This is a genomic window from Streptococcus mitis (assembly GCF_016658865.1).
In the GTDB taxonomy this organism is placed as follows: Bacteria; Bacillota; Bacilli; order Lactobacillales; family Streptococcaceae; genus Streptococcus; species Streptococcus mitis_BT.
Genome location: NZ_CP067992.1, coordinates 800561 through 819145, shown reverse-complemented (window position 1 = coordinate 819145; position 18585 = coordinate 800561). Strand labels below are relative to the sequence as shown.

Below are 18585 nucleotides of genomic sequence, written 5' to 3'. Positions count from 1 at the left end.
CCAGTTATTTAGACTTTTTAACAATCTTCCACAATTTAAAACCATGATGAGATACTCTTTGTTCAACTGGCGGCAATTGCATATAATCTCCGTAGTCTGAGGTCAAAATTTCATGATATTTTTTCGGAATAGTAAATTTCTTACCTTCAAATGTTCCAGTAGTAACTTGTTCTAGCCATTCGCGTCTCCACACTGGTTTGTTCATATCCTTGTAGATAAGATAATCCACTTCCTCATAATCTGACACTTTACGTGATTTAGCAAGTTCTTCAATTTGTGCAACGTATTTATTTGTATTTGTGAAATAAAAAATAATAACTGAAATATAGCGTATCAGTGAATTCAGAACACTTTTCGTATTGGTGATACCTTTAAATGTATAGCAACTCAATTGACGTTTCTTTATCAGCTTTGTCATCTTGTTCTTGAAATTGGCATCATTCTCGTAGCCATCTACAGGGAAAATATCTACATAAATCCCCATATTTGAATCAATACGAACATCTTCTTCTAGCAAGTAGGTATGGTTATCCTGCACTTTCATGAAGGGATAGACATAGTTGAGATTATTTTTATAAGACATCACTTCGTAACGTTCATCAGGGTTAGCAATAAGATAGTCTTGCAACTTTTCATAATCTTCTCGTAACATACAGATATCCATGTCATCATCCCAAGGAATAAAACCTTTATGACGAACCGCACCGATAAGACTGCCATAAGCTAGGAAATATTTGACACCAATTTTCTGGCAAGTTTCATGAATGTATTCCATGATTCCTAGTTCCATCTGTTGGATCTCTCTAATATCAGTTACTTCCTGATAACGAATACCTTCATCACGTTTGCAAACAACTAATCCATAACCAATAATCAACCAAAAGATAATATTAATAAAGTTAGTTGAGTACATAATCTGACTTTCAAATAATTGACCGAACAAGATGCCAAAGAAAAGAATCATAATCAACTTTTCAGAGTTCTTTTTAGAAACAATCAAATAAGTCAAAAAGCGCTTAATTATATATCCTAGTAGAAGTAGAAAGGATACTAAACCTAAAATTCCAGAACTAACAAATATCGTTACCAAAATGTTATGGAAATTTCCACCAATAAGAGAATTTTGAATCTCAAATTTACTGAAATATTTTGTGTAATAATCTGGAACATTTCTTACACCATAACCAAAAATTGGTTTCTCACTTCCCATTTTTATAGCATTTTTCCAAATATAAGTTCTGCCACTAGGTGTTGTTTCTATTAGATGAAGTTCACCTGTTTTTTTTATAACTGAAGAATCCGTTTCTGCATAAGATTGTCCTTTATTTAAGTCTAATACAGTCGCTTTCCCCGAGGATATGTAAATAGAGGTTACATAACTCAATCCGATGTTAGCAGCAGAAACAAGTAAAGCAGAAATAATAAAGATTAGAAATCGCTTAGCTAACTTGCCCCCGTTAATAAAGAAACTATAAAACCCAATCATTAACACTAAAGATAATAAAGCTCCTCTACTTTGCATGGTTGCGAAGTAAACTAATTGAATTACATTATTCAGTTTAAGATAGACAGAATATTTACTTCCTTTATGAATCAAATACATAGCCAAAATAATGCTAATGTATGAAAATATCGCACTAGCATTTGGATTAACAATCCCCCACAGACGTCCATTCATAACACCATAGTAATAAGATTGTTCGCCAATCTTAAATAGGATAAGGACTCTACTTACCAATAAACCAAACGCAAAAATTGCTGAAGAAAAAGATACAATTTGAACCGTATAGGCAATCCAGTCAAATAATTTTTTAAGTTGCCCTGATTCTAACATGGTAAATAATAAAATATAGGTCACCATAAAGAGGATCTCTATCACATTTCCAATCAAATGTCCAGAGCGATTAAAAATAGCTGATAACAGATGACTTCCAGCCAATAGACCAAATAAGGACAGAAATTTGCGATCTACTGTGATTTCTTTCCACTTAAACAATAAGGTACAGCAAATATAAAGTACTACAATCGCTGATAATCCCTTGTAGAGGGGATTTGCTATCTTATAAACCAGTGAACTCATACTTAAAATCGAAATAAAAACAAATAGATACGCAATCCATAGTTTTGATTTTTCAAAGTATTCATCCAATTTTGAAAAATTCATTTTCAACTCCTTCTCATGATATTAGTTTTTTAATCCAACAATTTTCTTATATAGCCATGGAGAAATGACAAGTGAGAGGATCGCTACCTTGCGAAAAGTAGTGAAATAAGCATCCTTCCATATTTCACGTCGATGCTGAACAATCCAAGTCCTCAGCTCGGCTTTCTCCTTTTGATACTCTCCACGTGAAGTAAAGATAATTTTATCGTAAACTGTGATGTACGACCAACACTCTCTGTTTATTAATTCATATTTTAAATTAGGGAAGACTTGTGAAACTTGAGCAATTATTTGCTTATAAACTTCTATCGTATCAAATACATACCGATTAACAGATGTTGTCGCACTTCCCTCACGATGATCATAATAATAAATCGGTTTGTCAATAAATACGCTACTACATCTTGTCTTTAGTAACAATTCAGTTAAAAATAGGGCATCTTCAGCCAGGTGATAATTTGTATTAAACTTTTCATCCGCAAGCAGGTCTCTCTTAAACAGTTTTGCGACTGGAAAAAATGACGTTCTGGTAGTCATCAGTAGTTCCTTCATGGTTTCTTCTGTTGACCAGAGTTCTGTTTTTCCAGAATGTAGAGGAAGGTCTGTTACAATGCCATTTTTGATATGGTGTAGAGGAGCAATCACAAAACCTACATGTTCTCCCTCAACTGCACTAGCTAAAGTAGCTAGATAATCATTGGTGACGAAATCATCGCTATCAATAAAAGTTATCCAAGCACCTGTCGCTAGCTGAATTCCAAGATTTCTTGCATTAGAAACACCAGCATTTTCGATATGGTAAACCTTGATATTCTCATACTGATTTGCTAAATCATCACAGATCTTTCCACTAGAATCAGTAGACCCATCATTTATTAGGATTAGTTCAAAATTGGTATAAGTCTGATGAAGAATTGACTCCACACATCGTTCCAAATAGTTTTCTACATTGTAGACTGGAACGATAACGCTTATTTTTTCTCCCATCATGCTCCATATTCTCCCTTGTACTCTCTATAACTCTTATCCATATCAGCGATAACAGCATCATGATGCGGCACCTGCTTATCTGCTGGTGGAGGTGTCATATAATCACCAAAAGCAGTGCTGAGATAGGCATCGTAGCCAACTGGAATGGGCATCTCTGTCTCTTCAAATGGCAAGAAGAGATTATCTTCAAAGGATGCGATTGGGTACTTGTTTCTCATGTAGCCAGGACCGGAGCATAACTCCGTGATTCCATCGCTCTCAGCCAGACTGTACTTGGTCATTTCTTTCTCAGCTTTTTTCCAAATGCGATAACGAAGAGATTTTGGTGTCAAACCGAGTAAAATGCGACTCCCCCATTTCATAAGTGCGCCATGCTTTTCTGGAACAGTTTGCGCACAAAAAAGAGAATAGATCAGGGCCCAACGAACCTGTTTTTTCCGCTCAGCTGGATTTTTAGGATAATAATCCAAAGGCAAAACATCTAAGGCCAAACCATGTGGCAAATCCAAATCTTGCTGGTAAGGTTTAATGCAGGTAGTTTCCTTGTCACGAATAGTAATAAAAAGATTGCGATCGACAAAATCCTTGTTACTCTTTGACAAGAAATAACGCTCATCTGCATAACGAGGCCATAATTCTGCCAATTTTTCATAATCCTTACGGGGCATAAAAAAATCTAGATCATCATCCCAAGGAATGAAACCCTTGTTTCGAAGGGCACCAATAGCACCTCCACCACAAAGATAACAAAGCAAATCATGTTCTTTACAAAATGCGGCGAAATATTCAGCCATTTCCAGACTACGAGCCTGAATCGCTTTCAAATCACTCATGTCTCTCCTCTTCTGTTCAATAACGAGTTATATCGTTTTATTATACCATAAAAAAGCCTTAAAAATCCATCAAACACTAAGAAAAATCAAAGTTCAAACCACTATTTTACTGGTGATTCGAACCTTGATTTTTCCTATATTAGTCTCCTATCTAATTCCAATTGTAGAATATTCATCTCTACACAATCGTATCATAATCTTTTTCTTTCGTCTTCAAAGTCTCAACAACCTTTGTCGAATAAGCTCCTTTCATAGTTGTATCGAGTTGACTAGAAATCATCCCTAGTGCTGTCTTTGTTGCTAGAACTTCTGTTTTGATCTTAAAGTCACCATCTGACATCAAATTATTACGCTCATTCAATTTGATCGGTGAATAGATATGACTGATTAGTAAACGTTCTAGTCCCTTCTGAATCTCAATCATATTATTGTTCACTCCTGAGAAGAAATCATTAATCATTTCATCAAACATAAGCTATCCCTTCTTTTTTTCTTGATCAAGTTTCATCTTTCGACGATGTAAGGTATCTATATCCTCTTCTAATTTTCGTCGTTCTCGTCTATACTCAATCTCTTCTTTTTCAATACTTTGTTCCAAAGCGCGCTGATTTCTTATAAATCCTATAGATACTGCTTGGCTAAAGTCCGAAGCTATTCTGTTTAATCGTGCTCTTTCCTCAGTAGTATCCACGTCCACTTGTCCTAGGTAATGCTGCATCATCTGATACTTTCTTTCCATCATATGCAACAATTGGTTCCGTTTTTGCTGAAGGTTTTCAAATTGTTCTTCTCTTTGTTGGCGAATAGAACGATTGCGTTCATCTAATAAATCTAAATGGTTTTGCTTTGTTCTTAATTCCTGCCAGATTACTTGATTTTCATCCATTCTTTAAAATTCCCTGCTAACTCTTTATCATCTTCCAATTTTTTTTGGACACCATCTGCTATTTGCTTTTCTAAACTTTGAAAATCTTCGGCTAGTTTTTCTGATTTTTTGATTTTTGGATAGAAATAATGATCAAGATCATCTACGATTGTCGTACGAGATACTCCTCCATCAGAATAGGCTGTCGCCACCTCTGTAGGTGATAAAATAAAACCAAAGGGAACGTGATAAGTGCTCGCTACTATTTTCTCTGCTTCTTGGTGAGCTTTATGAACTATGGAGCAAATCTCTTCATGACCAGCATTTGCGACTTCATGCAATCCCGATGAAATCGTTAAGGCCTGTTCGGAGTCTAAAAAGAGTTTCTCACCACTCGTATAACCGCCTGAAGCCAATGCCTCTTTAGCCTTTGCATAGTCATACAAGCCGCTGGAAACCTTATCCAAACCAGATGAATACCGTTTTTCAAACGATGAACGATCATTCTTAATTTTAAGACTACCATCTTCATTAAAAACATAACCGCCCCACAAGTGTTGAGAATATACAAAATCTACCTGTTGTACAGAGTCCACATGATGCATCATCCCTACAACACCGACACTATCCATTCTATTTTTAGGGTAACCTATAGGAACCAAATCTTTATCATCAACATAATTATGAATACGATACTTTATCGCATCCACACGCTGCCGCTGTTCTTTGGTCAAGACCGGATAGATATTCGGGCCTTGGTAGATATAAGCTCCTGAAATACGTGAAATGTCCCTAACATTAGCTAGGGCGTATTGAGCATTCATAGAACCAAGAGAGTGACCATAAACTGAGATTTTAGCGTTTGGATATTCCAACATTATATCATCTAAGATAGATGCCGCCGCCTTCAACTGAGAAGTCACCCCTTCTTCACCTTTCAAAATATTTTGAGCCATGGGAATATCATTTGCAAGCCAATCCACTTCCCATCCTTCATCAAATGGCGCTTTAGAACCTTCGTAAAGAACGGACACTTCAGATTGGTCTGGACTCTCAACTACGTAAACCTTTATTCCTGTCTCGTTTTCTATCACCTGACGGACTGTACCGATGGTTTCTTTCTTTCCTTTATCGTTTATGATTTTCAAGGGATCTGTTTCAGAATAACTTGTATACTCTTCATTAGCAATTTTTTGACGTTCATGATCACTATACTGTCTACTCACTTTTCCCCTCCGTTATCATTTTCTCAAATTTAGCAGAGTTTCCTCCGCCATCATTAACTAACTTTCCGCTACTTCTATCTTTATTAATAGTGAAAAATACATATAATTCTTCGTCATTATTTATATAAATTTTAAATTTGATCCCTCCCATTGGACTATGATGGATGGATTTATCATCAATTTGATAAGACTTTATTTTTCCTTTATTTGTTAAAGAAAATTGGTCCATTTCTTTCAAATCATCTTCTATGATTTTTTTGACTTCCTCACCCTCTACAATTCTCACCATCTCGTCTTGTTCTACTTTTTTCATCACCTTGTATCCTCCTACGCTTAATCCAACAATAACTAATAAACTAGCTAAAACAATTCCTATAATTTTTAATAACCTCATGACATCTCCTTTATGTTATTTTACAAATATATCATGCACTGATTTACTTATAGTATACCATAAATATCGGTCTGGACTCTCAACTACGTAAATCTTTATTCCTGTCTCGTTTTCTATCACCTGACGGACTGTACCGATATCTTCTATCTCTCCTTTATCATTTATGATTTCCATAGACTCTGTTTCAGAATACTTTGTATATTCTTCATTGGCAATTTTTTGACGTTCATGATCACTATACTGTCTACTCACTTTTTCTCTCCGTTATTATTTTTTTAAATTTAGCAGAGCTTCCTCCACCATCATTAACTAACTTTCCGCTACTTCTATCTTTATTAATAGTGAAAAATACATATAATTCTTCGTCATTATTTATATAAATTTTAAATTTGATCCCTCCCATTGGACTATGAAAAATGGAATTAATATCTATATCATAATTCTGGATAATATTTCCTTCTTCAAGTGCCCCTTTATGCCTCAGCTTTAGGTTATCTTCTATGATCTTTTTGACTTCCTCACTCTCTACAATTCTCACCATCTCGTCTTGTTCTACCTTTTTCATCACCTTGTATCCTCCTATACTTAATCCAACGATAACTAATAAACTAGCTAAAACAATTCCTACAATTTTTAATGGTTTCATGACGTCTCCTTTATGTTATTTTACAAATATATCATGCACTGATTTACTTATAGTATGCCGTAAAGATTTGTCTGGACTCTCAACTACATAAACCTTCAATCCTGTCTCGTTTTCGATCACCTGACGGACTGTGCTGATGGAACTTTTTCGAGTTTCTATATAAATATCATTATCAACTTGTAATGTATTATCATATTCTTTTTCAGCAATTAACTTTCGTTCATAGTCGCTATACATAGAATTCATCAGTTTGAGTCTCCCTTTAATTTTTCCAGAGGTGGATTACTCCCACCGCCATTTCTTAATTTACCATCACTATCTTTATGTAAGAAAACACTAACTTTATAACTTGAAGAATCATTTATATACAAATAAACAATTATTCCTCCCATTGGATTATGTTCAAAAGAATCAACTTTATATGATTTAATAATTCCTTTTTCTGTTAGAGCATTCGGATCTATTTGTTTTAAGCGCACTTTAAAAATCTCTTTCGTTTCCTCACTCTCTACAATTCTCACCATCTCATCGTGTTCTACTTTTTTCATCACTTTATATCCTCCTACACTTAATCCAACAATAACTAATAAACTAGCTAAAACGATTCCTATAATTTTTAATAACCTCATGACATCTCCTTTATGTTATTTTACAAATATATCAAGTACTGATTTACTTATAGTATACCATAAAGATTTGTCTGGACTCACAACTACGTAAACCTTCAATCCTGTCTCGTTTTCTATTACCTGACGGACTGTGCCTATGTCTTCTAGCTCTCCTTTATCGTTTTTAATAGTCAGAGGATCACTAGATTCATAGACTGAATACTCCTCATTTGCTATACTTTGTCGCTCATAATCACTGTAGTCTCTACTCATTGTTTCTCCTTTATCAGATTGTGCAATTTCCCCGAGTATCCCCCACTGGAAAAATCCACCTTATTTGTTTGCGAGTTTTTCTCTAGGGTATACCTTACATATAGTTCATTATCTTCATTTACATAAACAGAAAAATTTATTCCCCCCATAGGGTTATGTTGAATAGATTCTGTATCTATTTCATAAGACTGGATTACTCCTTTATTTGTAAAAGCTTTCCCATCTATGTAATTCAAATAATCCTCTATTATTTCTTTGACTTCCTCACTCTCTACAATTCTCACCATCTCATCATGTTCTGCTTGTTTCATCACTTTAAATCCTCCTACGCTTAATCCAACGATAACTAATAAACTAGCTAAAACAATTCCTACAATTTTTAATGGTTTCATGACGTCTCCTTTATGTTATTTTACAAATATATCATGTACTGATTTACTTATAGTATACCGTAAAGATTTGTCTGGACTCTCAACTACATAAACCTTCAACCCTGTCTCGTTTTCAATCACCTGACGAACTGTGCCGATTACATTAGGATTGTTATCAGTTCCAATATCAATTGGATCATCTTTCGTATACTCCGTATATTCTCTAGCAGCAATTTTTTGTCTATCATGTTCCGTATATTTTTGTATCATTTTTTCACCTTTTTTAACAATTCTGCAAGTTGAGCAGAATAGCCGCCACCTGAATATTCAATTTTTCCGGTAGTGCTATCTTTCTCTAATCCATACATCACTCTTAGTTTTTTATCTGAATTTACATATACTTTAAAATCAATACCACCCATGGGATTATGCTTAATTGAGTCGATATCAATTTCATACGATTTTATTGTACCTTCTTTTGTTAAGGTCTCACTATCTAGATATTTAAGTTTATTTTCAACAATCTTTTTGACTTCCTCACTTTTAACAATTCTCGCCATCTCATCGTGTTCTACTTTTTGCATTACTTTATATCCTCCTATGCTTAATCCAACAATAACCAAAAAACTAGCTAAAATGATTCCTACAATTTTTAATGGCTTCATGACATCTCCTTTATGTTATTTTACAAATATATCAAGTGCTGATTTACTTATAGTATACCATAAAGATTTGTCTGAACTCACAACTACGTAAACCTTTATTCCTGTCTCGTTTTCTATCACCTGACGGACTATACCGATGTTTTTCTTTCCTTTATCGTTTTTAATTTTCAAAGGATCTGTTTCAGAATAACTTGTATACTCTTCATTAGCAATTTCTTGACCAGAGAGAATCTCTTGTAAATAGGAAAATAAAAGAGTAGATACAAGCATTTTAGGGTGATAAAATGGGTAACCAAAGGCATGATAGAAGGCGTCGAAGTGACAATCTTCCAAGGTATTCACCACTTTTTCAATAGTAAAGACAAGATGATCTTGTGGTAAGTCAGAATAACTTGTATACTCTTCATTAGCAATTTCTTGACCAGAGAGAATCTCTTGTAAATAGGAAAATAAAAGAGTAGATACAAGCATTTTAGGGTGATAAAATGGGTAACCAAAGGCATGATAGAAGGCGTCGAAGTGACAATCTTCCAAGGTATTCACCACTTTTTCAATAGTAAAGACAAGATGATCTTGTGGTAAGAAAGAACTGATTTCTAGTGGTATAGTTGTTTGATTTGTGTTATAGTGAATAGGCATGGGATAGACTTTCTAAATGGTTTATTAAGCAATTCTATTTTACAAAGACTATCACAACCATGTAAAAAAGCAACGGCAAATCCGTTGCTTTTTTTGGAGATAAGGGACTATTGTCCAAGGATCGTTATTTTATATTTAAAGTATAGTTTTTTTATTTGGAATTTTGTCTTATCTTATCTCATTCCCATTTGAGAAAGTTTAGTTTGATATTTATTTTGGTCTACTAAGAGTGCCTGTCCTCCATAAACATCATAATCATCTACCCAATCACCTAGTTCTGGAACCGTTAATCTCTCAATGCCATTTTGCGCTCCATCTAGGAAGGATAAACCATTTGTCAATAAGAAACTATAGGGAACATTCGTAGAGGTCATCCCAAAGACCTTACCAAGTGCTTCTGATCCAGTAAAAAGTTTAGTTGGATCCTTGAGTTGCTGCAGAACAGCTGTCAGCACTTGCTGTTGTCTCTTAGTACGACCGTAATCACCTTCATCATCATCACGGAAGCGAGCATAATTGAGCAAGGTTGAACCGTTCATCTGCTGTTTTCCAACTTTGATAGTCTGGGTTGGAGACTCTGTTTCTGTAGCATGCAAGTCATCTCCCACCGTAGCTTCGGTTAAAGGTTGACCTTCTAAGGTTGAGAATTTGGCATCAATCGTCACCCCGTCAGGGAAGAGAGTGTCAATAGCGGTTGCAAAGGCCTGAAAATCAACCAAGGCATAGTACTTAATGTCCAAGTCAAAATTATCTTTCAATACTTGGCGAACCATTTCTGCTCCTTTTTGGCCTTCCTGTTCCCCTAGTTCATAGGCTACATTTAACTTGTTATCTGTTTGTTTCTTTCCATTGATAATCTTACTATATCCATCAATATAAACTAAGTTATCACGCATGAAGCTGACCAGCTTAATTTTCTTATCTGAGCCACCAACGTTTAAGACCATAATAGAGTCCGTTCTTGTTTCAGCACTATTTTGGCCAATCCGTCCATCCGTCCCCATAATCAAAATATTAACCCCATCCTTGGTATCTTGACCATGAAAAACTTCTACTTGAGCTGCCTTAGCATTGGCAGGTTTGTTTGGATCCGCATTTGAATAGCCTTTTAGGAACATAAAAATCATGCCAAAACCGACACAGGCCAGAAGAGCAAGCAATCCTGCAAAAATGCGCCCCCAACGAATCTTACGTTTTTTGGACTTAACCTTTGGAAGAGGATGACTTTTCTGATATTTTTTTGCACGACTACGGTTACCGTAGGTTGGAAGAGGAGACTGATTGATTGGTTCCATGAAAGAATCTTCCATATCGTGATTTTCATTATGAATTTCTGGAGAAACTTCACTACCACTAGCCATATTTAACTTACCTTGCAGGTAAGCAAACTCTTTTTTCTCTCGCTCATTGAGGTAATGAATGTTCTTAAAAAGATAGTCATAACGTAACTGCTCGTGATGGCTTAAAGGATTTTCTTTACTCATCTTCTCTCCTTTCCATGGTCTGATATTGGATAAATGGGATAGGCACCCAGAACCTTATACTGGATTCCGATGGCTTCTAATTCTTTTTGGGCAAAGTGGACCAAGTCCTTATCAGCATAGTCCACATCAATAATGAAAAAGTATTCGCCCAGTGCTGTCTTGAGTGGCCGACTTTCAATTTTTGTCAGGTCAATTCCTCTCCAAGCAAAGGTCGACAGAGCCTTATAAAGGGCACCTGGAAGGTTGTCCGGTAAGGTCAAGGCCAAAGTCATTTTCTCAGTTTGTGCTTTCAAGGGAATAGAAGACTTTTCAGCTCCCAAAACCCAGAAACGTGTGAAATTGGCTTCCATTTCTTGAATATCCTCGGCAATCAGTTCCAAGCCATATTCTTCAGCAGAACTTCTTGGTGCAATCGCTGCATAAGGCTGGTCTGGATGTTCAGAAATAAAACGAGCCGCATAAGCTGTACTAGCTGTTACCTCGATTTGGGCCTCTGGATATTGTTCATCGATGAATTTCTTTCCTTGAGCCAAGGCCTGTGGATGTGAAAAAATCTTTTCAATCTTAGTATGACCTGGAACCACCATCAACTGCTGATGAATAGGCTGAACGATTTCTGCTACTGCTTGAATGCGAGCCTGATGAAAAAGGTAGTCCAAGGTTTCATGAACACTACCCTCGATAGAATTTTCAACTGGCACCACAGAATAGTCCACCAAACCTTGCTCATAGGCCTTGATGACATCTGTAATATTGGCAAAGGCCTGCAATTCCTCCTGAGGAAAAGCTGTCTGCACAACATGGTGTGAAAATGATCCCTTGGGACCTAGATAAGCAATTTTCATCTCAGTTCCTCTATAATTTCCTCTGGGCTTAGCTCGGTCACATCCAAAATCCGACTAGCCACTTCCTCATACAAAGCCTGTCTTTCTTGGAAAATAGCTGCTAATTCTTCCTTGCTATTATTTAGAAAAAGCGGGCGCTGATTGTCCTTATCAGCTGATATGCGTTGGTAGAGGGTGTCAAAATCAGCTTTCAGGTAGATATTATCAGAATTTGTCTTTAGTAAGTCACGATTTCGCTGAGAAACGACCACTCCTCCACCAGTTGACACAACTTGGTCTCTTTGTAGTAAATCAGCTAGGACTTCTGATTCTATCTGACGAAAGGCTTCTTCTCCCTTTTCCACGAAAAATTCCGCAATGGACATACCTAAGCGTTTCTCAATCAGGGCATCCATATCAAGGTAATTAGGGTCCAAGCCTCTTGCAATAGTCGATTTGCCAGCTCCCATAAATCCGAGTAATACCTTAGTCATGAATCAAGCTCTCCAAATCATCAAAGAAGCTAGGATAGCTGGTATTGATAGCTTCAGCACGGTCAAGCTCCACTTCTCCATCAGCAACCAAGAGGGCTGCAATGGCTGTCATCATTCCGATACGGTGGTCTCCAAAAGTATTGACTCTAGCACCGTGAAGGGCTGATTTTCCTTTGATAATCATTCCATCTGCTGTAGGTGTGATATCCGCACCCATGCTATTTAAAGCGTCTGCCACAACCTGAATGCGGTCTGTTTCCTTGACCTTGAGCTCCTCAGCATCCTTGATAACTGTTACACCTTGGGCTTGGGTCGCAAGTAGAGCGATAACTGGCAATTCATCAATCAAGCGTGGAATAAAAGCGCCACCAATCTCTGTTCCTTTCAAGTCAGAAGACTCAACAGTCAATGTTGCAGATTTAGCGACTGGGTCAATTTCAGTTATTTCTAGTTTTCCACCCATGGCACGAATGACATCGATGATACCTGTACGCGTTTCGTTAATACCAACATTCTTCAGCACTACACGAGAATTTGGAACAATCAAACCTGCGACCAACCAAAAGGCTGCACTGGAAATATCTCCTGGAACAATTACCTTTTGTCCAGTCAGTTTTTGAGGCCCTTGGACTGTGATTTTCTTACCATCCACACTTAAATGACCACCAAATTGTTGTAACATATCTTCCGTATGATTACGAGTGCACTCTTTTTCGATAATAACAGACTCCCCCTGAGCCTGCAAGGCCGCAAACATCAAGGCTGACTTGACTTGAGCAGAGGCAATCGGCAACTCATAATAAATAGGTCTTAGGTTTTTCGTCCCTTTTAAATGAAGGGGAGGAAGGTCTCGCTCAGTTTGTCCCGAAATACTAACGCCCATTTTTTTCAGCGGAAGGGTCACACGATCCATAGGACGTTTGGAAAGACTATCATCTCCAAACATTTCTACTTCAAAGTCTGCACCAGCAAGAACACCTGAAATCAAGCGAATCGAGGTGCCAGAATTTCCCATATCAAGGGCATTTTGCGGCGCTTTTAAGCCATCCATGCCTACACCTTGAATAGTGATCACATCGTCTTTATCCTCAATAACAACACCAAGGTCACGAAAAACCTGCATAGTTGAGAGCACGTCCTCACCACGCAATATATCATAAACCTTGGTATCACCCTCAGCCAAACTTCCAAAGATAATGGAACGGTGGCTGATAGACTTATCACCTGGAACTCGGATACTGCCATGTAAGTGGCTAATGTTTGTTTTTAGTTTCATACTGGACCTCATACTTGCAATACTTTTACCTATTTTATCATAAAAAGCCAGAAATTCCTTAAAAATTTCTGACTTTATGATAGTTATTTTCTTATTTTAGCAATTCTTTTCATTTTCATTTACCAACTATCTGAAGAACCACCACCATCAAATCCACCGCCACCCCAATCATCTGAAGACCATGATGAACTAGAACTACCAGAATCATATGAATCTGATCTACCATAAGAACTTGACTGTACTCTTTGTGAAGCATAGTAGCTTTTTGTGAGCTCGGAAGTCCAAGAAGCATTCCTCACAAAATCTTTATCGTTTGGATAGAGTTTCCCCTTCCCATTATAAGAGTATTGAGAGCGATTAAGCCTATCTAGGTGCTTTCTTTCAACTTCTGCGTAGTATGCTTCTATAAGTAATGTAGTCCAGGTGTCATTAGGTAGAAAACCTTTTGAGTCTGGATATAGTTTGTTAAAACCTTCATACTGATATTGAGACCTAATTAAACGCTTATTTTTTTTATAGTCAGATTTACGTTCTTCAGTCCACGTATCATTAGGTACAAAGTCAGGAAAATCTGGATACAGCTTACCCTTTCCCTCGTACTCATACTTAGAAAAGCGGCATCTTTTTAAGTACTTGATCCACGTTGCTAAACTTAGTAAAAGAAAGAACAACAGATAGAACAATATCGGAAACGGAATGTAATCGAAGTACTTACTAAAGCCTTCATTATTTTTTAATGATTTTTCATAGCTTTTTGGAAGTCGATTATTTTCCTTCTTGTTTATGATTTCAGCTTTTCTAGACTCCGCTTTAGAAATGCCTACTAGAATTTTGTTAAGGGCATCAGTATATTTCCCTTCTTTCATGTATGGCTTAGAATCATTTAGTAAGGAACTGGCCATAGAGTCAGTAAGCCAAATTGCTGCTTCGTTGGATGTTTCAATACGAAACTTTCTATCCTTTATAGCAATAGCAATTAAAATTCCACTGTTGGAATCTTGTTTCCCAACTTTCCATTTGCGTGCAACCTCATTGGCTACCTCTTCGATGCTGGAACCGTCCAGAGTATCTACAATGTAAATACCTACTTGGGTTTCACTTCCAGCATTCATACTCTCTAACGTTTCTGCAACACTAGTGGTTAAATAACCGTTAGGATCGTAAATACCATTTAAAGGACGATCTGGAACAGCTATATTAGCCGCAACAAGAGGCATAAAAAAGAATAAAGGGGTAATTAAGAGTAAAAGTAACTTTTTCATAGGAGATACCCCACAAGACTAATCAGTTAAATTGACTTTAGGGACCACCTTTGCATCTTTCTCTGCTTCAATTAACTCAGCTCTTTGGAAACCAAACAAACTAGCTATCATATTAGTAGGAAAACGTCTAATGGTCTTATTATATTCTGTTGCAGTATCGTTGTAATCTTTACGAGCAACAAACAAACGATTTTCAGTTCCCTCAAGCTCTGATATTAGAGAAGACACTTGTGTATCAGCTTTTAACTCAGGATAATTTTCTTGAACCACTAGTAATCGAGAAATGGCAGAAGTTAATTCGCTCTCCCCTTCACTTTTGGTTTCTTTATTTCCTGATCCAATCTTAGAACGAGCATCCGCAATCTTTGTAAAGATGTCCTCCTCGTGCTTCATATATCCTTTTACAGAATTTACAACATTTGGAATTAAGTCAGCTCTACGTTGAAGTGCCACTTCAATCTTCGAGTTAGCCTGTTTCACAGATTCATCTTTGCTAACAAGACTATTGTACGAACCTGCCAACACTATAATACTGATGAAGATAATTCCTACAGGAACTCCTATTAGAGCAATTAATTTTTTTGACATATTTTTTCCTATTTTCTATTGTTCATCATTTATCTACTATTTATCGATAATAAAAATTTCATTCTCTTTCATAATTGTTTCTATATTTATTATCTCATCAAAAATTTCTAACTTATCAATTGAAGTAGAAAATAATAGTTAGAAACATTCAAATTCGTTTTGTCCTATAGATATGATTTTCAATAGCCTATTTAATTTGTTTTGTATTTTGTTTATTAGTAAAGACATTCATCCCCACAGTCATTCTTAAACGAACCACGCTAATAACTCTAACTAATACAGTAGTTACCAATAATAATCATACGCTTAAGAAAACACCTATAAATAATGAACAAAATAATTTTCTTATTTTAGCAATTCTGAAACTGGTTCAAAAACAATTTTTTCAATGTCAGAAAGGTAAATTGCCAATTGTTGTTGCTTAGTAAAGAATTCTGACAAGAGGCTGTTCCCCTGAATCTGCTTGCCAAAGCCTTCCATTTTCGCTTGAAAGGAAGCGTCTGGCATTTGACCTGTCTGTGCCAGTCTTTGAATTTCCTCTTGGAAAGCAACATATTCTGTAAAAATTTTGCTTGCCTCAGCATCTGCTGAAATAGCATCTTTAGCTGCTTTGACAGCCTTGTATTCTGGTAATTCGCGTAGACCGCGACTGAGTTCGTTTGCACTATCGTAAATATTTGACATGTTCTTCTCCTTATTTGATGACAACTGTGTAGTCAGTGTTTTCTGTTATGAGATGCTCAGCTCTTTCCAAGTCTTGAGCGTTTTTAAATGAAATTTGTAGAATCCCGTGAATATCCTCACGGTTTTCCTCGTTGATATGAATATTGACCAAGGAAGTTCCTCGTAGCAATTCCAAAATCCTCAGGATGACATCTTCTTCATCGGGAACGTCAACATAGAGGTCGTAAGAACTGTCCACTCCACCACGCTTATGAATTTCCATGGCCTGACGTTGCTCACGCGCTTGGTTGAAAAAGTTCCAAATCTGCTCCTCATTTCCCTTGCTGATAGCCTGACCAACCTCATCTAAACGTTCCTTGAAATCCTCAATTCTCTCTAGGATAGTCTCACGATTGGACAATAGAATAGAAGTCCACATACCTGGCTCGCTTTCTGCAATTCGGGTCATATCTCGAAAACCACCTGCCGCAAAGCGTCTTGCCATCTCATGTTCTTGAGCATAGACCGCGGTCTGTTCCATGAGACTAGAAGCCAGAATATGAGGAAAATGGCTAATCTGAGAAGTTACCCGATCATGCTCCTTGGCATCAATCTCGATAAAGCGAGCATGAAGACCTGAAAGCAAGTCCTTCATTTCCTCAAGCGTGTCCTGACTTGTCAGGCTCGAAGGTGTAAAGATATAATAGGCATTTTCAAAGAGATTGACATCTGCAGAAGCAGCCCCTGTCTTGTGACTACCAGCCATAGGATGGGCTCCTACAAAACGAATCGACTTGCTAGCCAAATAGTTCTCCGCCGTATCCACAATGGCTGACTTGGTTGAACCAGCATCTGAAATAATGACCCCTTCTTTCAAGTCCAAGTTGGCCAATTCCTTAATGAAAGCAATGGTTTGTTTGATTGGCAAGCTGAGAATGATGATATCTGCCAAAGGAGCAAAACTGGCAAAATCATCCGTTGCACGGTCAATCATGCCTTCTTTCAAGGCGATATCTCTCGAAGCTTGACTGCGATTATAACCTAAAATTTCATAATCTGGATGACCGCGTTTGATACCAAGTGCCATCGAGGCTCCAATCAATCCAAGACCTGCGATATAGACTGTTTTTGCCATAGGAACTCCTTAATAGTTCTTTGTATAGTCTCGGTGTTGGGCTACCGCTTCTTTTAGTTCCTCAAGATTATCTGATGAGAATTTTTCAAGGATTTCTTGTGCCAGAATCGTTGCCACAACAGCTTCCATGACCACACCTGCTGCTGGAAGAGCAGTCGGATCACTTCTCTCCACAGTTGCCTTGTAGGGTTCATGGGTTTCGATATCCACACTCATAAGAGGCTTATAAAGAGTAGGAATGGGTTTCATGACACCACGAACAACGATCGGTTGCCCATTAGTCATACCACCTTCAAAACCGCCAAGATTGTTAGTACGACGAGTATAGCCGTCTTCTTTAGACCAGAGAATTTCATCCATAACTTGGCTGCCTTTACGGTAACCAGCTTCAAAGCCAAGACCAAATTCCACCCCTTTAAAGGCATTGATAGAAACAACTGCTTGGGCCAATCGCGCATCCAATTTTCTGTCCCATTGGACATAGGAACCTAGGCCGACTGGAACACCTCCGACGACTGTCTCGACAACTCCACCGATGGTATCACCGTCACGTTTAATTTGGTCAATATAGTCCTTGATTTCCTGTTCTCGTTCTTGGTTGACAATAGAAACTTCAGACTGGGCAGCTCGTTCCTTAATCTCAGAAACTGTGAGATTCTCAGGAACATCGATTTCCTTGCCACCAAAGACAACGACATGGTTGGCAATCTCCATATCCAGCTCAGCCAAGAGGCGTTTGGCTACTGCCCCAACTGCTACCCGCATGGTGGTTTCACGAGCTGATGAGCGTTCCAAGGAATTTCGCAAATCGTCAAAACGGTACTTGATCCCCCCAACTAAATCGGCATGACCGGGACGAGGATGGGTGATTTTTCGTTTGCTTTTAAGGCGGTCTTCAATGTCCTCAGCAGACATGATATCCAGCCATTTCTGATGGTCCTTATTGATGACATCCATGGTAATAGGAGCCCCAGTCGTCTTCCCGTGGCGAACACCCGAAGTGAAGACAACCTGGTCACTCTCAATCTTCATACGGCCACCGCGGCCGTATCCACCCTGACGACGTTTCAAATCCTCATTGATATCCTCAGCTGTCAAAGGAAGTCCAGCTGGAATTCCCTCAATGATAGCTGTCAGACGGGGACCGTGTGATTCTCCTGCAGTTAAATATCTCATACACTCTCC

Annotated in this window: 24 protein-coding genes and 2 pseudogenes; all 26 read right to left on the bottom strand. The window is 37.6% G+C overall.

Annotated elements, in window-relative coordinates; genetic code table 11:
• Nucleotides 1-4: 4 nt before the first annotated feature.
• Nucleotides 5-2164, bottom strand: coding sequence for a LicD family protein (locus tag JJN14_RS04065; RefSeq protein ID WP_201058999.1), 2160 nt, complete (start codon nt 2162-2164; stop codon nt 5-7).
• A 21-nt stretch (nt 2165-2185) separates the two neighbouring features.
• Nucleotides 2186-3154: a glycosyltransferase family 2 protein gene (locus JJN14_RS04060; protein ID WP_201058998.1), complete on the bottom strand. Its 969-nt coding sequence runs from the start codon at nt 3152-3154 to the stop codon at nt 2186-2188.
• Nucleotides 3151-3987, bottom strand: a complete 837-nt coding sequence (locus JJN14_RS04055; protein ID WP_201058997.1) for a LicD family protein — start codon at nt 3985-3987, stop codon at nt 3151-3153. The genes JJN14_RS04060 and JJN14_RS04055 overlap by 4 nt, the downstream gene beginning before the upstream one ends.
• A 178-nt stretch (nt 3988-4165) precedes the next feature.
• Nucleotides 4166-4459, bottom strand: coding sequence for a hypothetical protein (locus tag JJN14_RS04050; RefSeq protein WP_201058996.1), 294 nt, complete (start codon nt 4457-4459; stop codon nt 4166-4168).
• Between the two features lie 3 nt (nt 4460-4462).
• Nucleotides 4463-4873, bottom strand: coding sequence for a hypothetical protein (locus JJN14_RS04045; RefSeq protein WP_201058995.1), 411 nt, complete (start codon nt 4871-4873; stop codon nt 4463-4465).
• Nucleotides 4855-6078 carry an Mbeg1-like protein gene (locus JJN14_RS04040; protein ID WP_201058994.1) on the bottom strand — a complete coding sequence of 408 codons (1224 nt, stop codon included), beginning with the start codon at nt 6076-6078 and terminating at the stop codon, nt 4855-4857. Before JJN14_RS04040 ends, JJN14_RS04045 begins: the two co-directional genes overlap by 19 nt.
• The gene (locus JJN14_RS04035; protein WP_201058993.1) at nt 6071-6472 is read right to left on the bottom strand and encodes a DUF1310 family protein; all 402 of its coding nucleotides are present in this window, start codon (nt 6470-6472) and stop codon (nt 6071-6073) included. The genes JJN14_RS04040 and JJN14_RS04035 overlap by 8 nt, the downstream gene beginning before the upstream one ends.
• Before the next feature lie 15 nt (nt 6473-6487).
• Complete coding sequence (locus tag JJN14_RS04030) at nt 6488-6724, bottom strand: hypothetical protein (protein WP_201058992.1); 237 nt, start codon at nt 6722-6724, stop codon at nt 6488-6490.
• Nucleotides 6717-7118 (bottom strand): DUF1310 family protein, encoded by a 402-nt coding sequence (locus JJN14_RS04025; protein ID WP_201058991.1) that lies wholly within the window; start codon nt 7116-7118, stop codon nt 6717-6719. The genes JJN14_RS04030 and JJN14_RS04025 overlap by 8 nt, the downstream gene beginning before the upstream one ends.
• A gap of 15 nt (nt 7119-7133) precedes the next feature.
• Entirely contained in the window at nt 7134-7364 is a 231-nt protein-coding gene (locus JJN14_RS04020; RefSeq protein ID WP_201058990.1) for a hypothetical protein, read from the bottom strand.
• Nucleotides 7364-7747: a DUF1310 family protein gene (locus JJN14_RS04015; protein WP_115904200.1), complete on the bottom strand. Its 384-nt coding sequence runs from the start codon at nt 7745-7747 to the stop codon at nt 7364-7366. Before JJN14_RS04015 ends, JJN14_RS04020 begins: the two co-directional genes overlap by 1 nt.
• Nucleotides 7748-7762: 15 nt before the next feature.
• Nucleotides 7763-7999, bottom strand: coding sequence for a hypothetical protein (locus JJN14_RS04010; protein ID WP_201058989.1), 237 nt, complete (start codon nt 7997-7999; stop codon nt 7763-7765).
• The gene (locus tag JJN14_RS04005) at nt 7996-8391 is read right to left on the bottom strand and encodes a DUF1310 family protein (RefSeq protein WP_201058988.1); all 396 of its coding nucleotides are present in this window, start codon (nt 8389-8391) and stop codon (nt 7996-7998) included. Before JJN14_RS04005 ends, JJN14_RS04010 begins: the two co-directional genes overlap by 4 nt.
• Nucleotides 8392-8406: 15 nt before the next feature.
• A complete protein-coding gene (locus JJN14_RS04000; RefSeq protein WP_070478348.1) occupies nt 8407-8640 on the bottom strand; it encodes a hypothetical protein in 234 nt (77 codons plus the stop codon).
• Nucleotides 8637-9035: a DUF1310 family protein gene (locus tag JJN14_RS03995; RefSeq protein WP_201058987.1), complete on the bottom strand. Its 399-nt coding sequence runs from the start codon at nt 9033-9035 to the stop codon at nt 8637-8639. Before JJN14_RS03995 ends, JJN14_RS04000 begins: the two co-directional genes overlap by 4 nt.
• Before the next feature lie 210 nt (nt 9036-9245).
• Nucleotides 9246-9467 (bottom strand): annotated as a pseudogene (locus JJN14_RS10345) (hypothetical protein); the annotation flags it as partial.
• Nucleotides 9447-9674: pseudogene (locus JJN14_RS10340) on the bottom strand (IS1182 family transposase); the annotation flags it as partial. The pseudogenes JJN14_RS10340 and JJN14_RS10345, both read right to left, overlap by 21 nt.
• Before the next feature lie 173 nt (nt 9675-9847).
• Nucleotides 9848-11158, bottom strand: coding sequence for an LCP family protein (locus JJN14_RS03985; protein ID WP_201058986.1), 1311 nt, complete (start codon nt 11156-11158; stop codon nt 9848-9850).
• The gene (gene pheA, locus JJN14_RS03980; RefSeq protein ID WP_201058985.1) at nt 11155-12003 is read right to left on the bottom strand and encodes a prephenate dehydratase; all 849 of its coding nucleotides are present in this window, start codon (nt 12001-12003) and stop codon (nt 11155-11157) included. The genes JJN14_RS03985 and pheA overlap by 4 nt, the downstream gene beginning before the upstream one ends.
• Nucleotides 12000-12476: a shikimate kinase gene (locus tag JJN14_RS03975; protein ID WP_201058984.1), complete on the bottom strand. Its 477-nt coding sequence runs from the start codon at nt 12474-12476 to the stop codon at nt 12000-12002. Before JJN14_RS03975 ends, pheA begins: the two co-directional genes overlap by 4 nt.
• Complete coding sequence (aroA, locus tag JJN14_RS03970) at nt 12469-13752, bottom strand: 3-phosphoshikimate 1-carboxyvinyltransferase (RefSeq protein ID WP_201058983.1); 1284 nt, start codon at nt 13750-13752, stop codon at nt 12469-12471. The genes JJN14_RS03975 and aroA overlap by 8 nt, the downstream gene beginning before the upstream one ends.
• Before the next feature lie 119 nt (nt 13753-13871).
• Nucleotides 13872-15014 (bottom strand): TPM domain-containing protein, encoded by a 1143-nt coding sequence (locus JJN14_RS03965; RefSeq protein ID WP_201058982.1) that lies wholly within the window; start codon nt 15012-15014, stop codon nt 13872-13874.
• A gap of 18 nt (nt 15015-15032) precedes the next feature.
• Nucleotides 15033-15602, bottom strand: a complete 570-nt coding sequence (locus tag JJN14_RS03960; RefSeq protein WP_125416435.1) for a LemA family protein — start codon at nt 15600-15602, stop codon at nt 15033-15035.
• 345 nt (nt 15603-15947) lie between these two features.
• A complete protein-coding gene (locus tag JJN14_RS03955; RefSeq protein WP_000065980.1) occupies nt 15948-16286 on the bottom strand; it encodes a YlbF/YmcA family competence regulator in 339 nt (112 codons plus the stop codon).
• Between the two features lie 10 nt (nt 16287-16296).
• A complete protein-coding gene (locus JJN14_RS03950) occupies nt 16297-17400 on the bottom strand; it encodes a prephenate dehydrogenase (RefSeq protein ID WP_201058981.1) in 1104 nt (367 codons plus the stop codon).
• 9 nt (nt 17401-17409) lie between these two features.
• The gene (gene aroC, locus JJN14_RS03945; RefSeq protein WP_201058980.1) at nt 17410-18576 is read right to left on the bottom strand and encodes a chorismate synthase; all 1167 of its coding nucleotides are present in this window, start codon (nt 18574-18576) and stop codon (nt 17410-17412) included.
• Between the last annotated feature and the right edge of the window lie 9 nt (nt 18577-18585).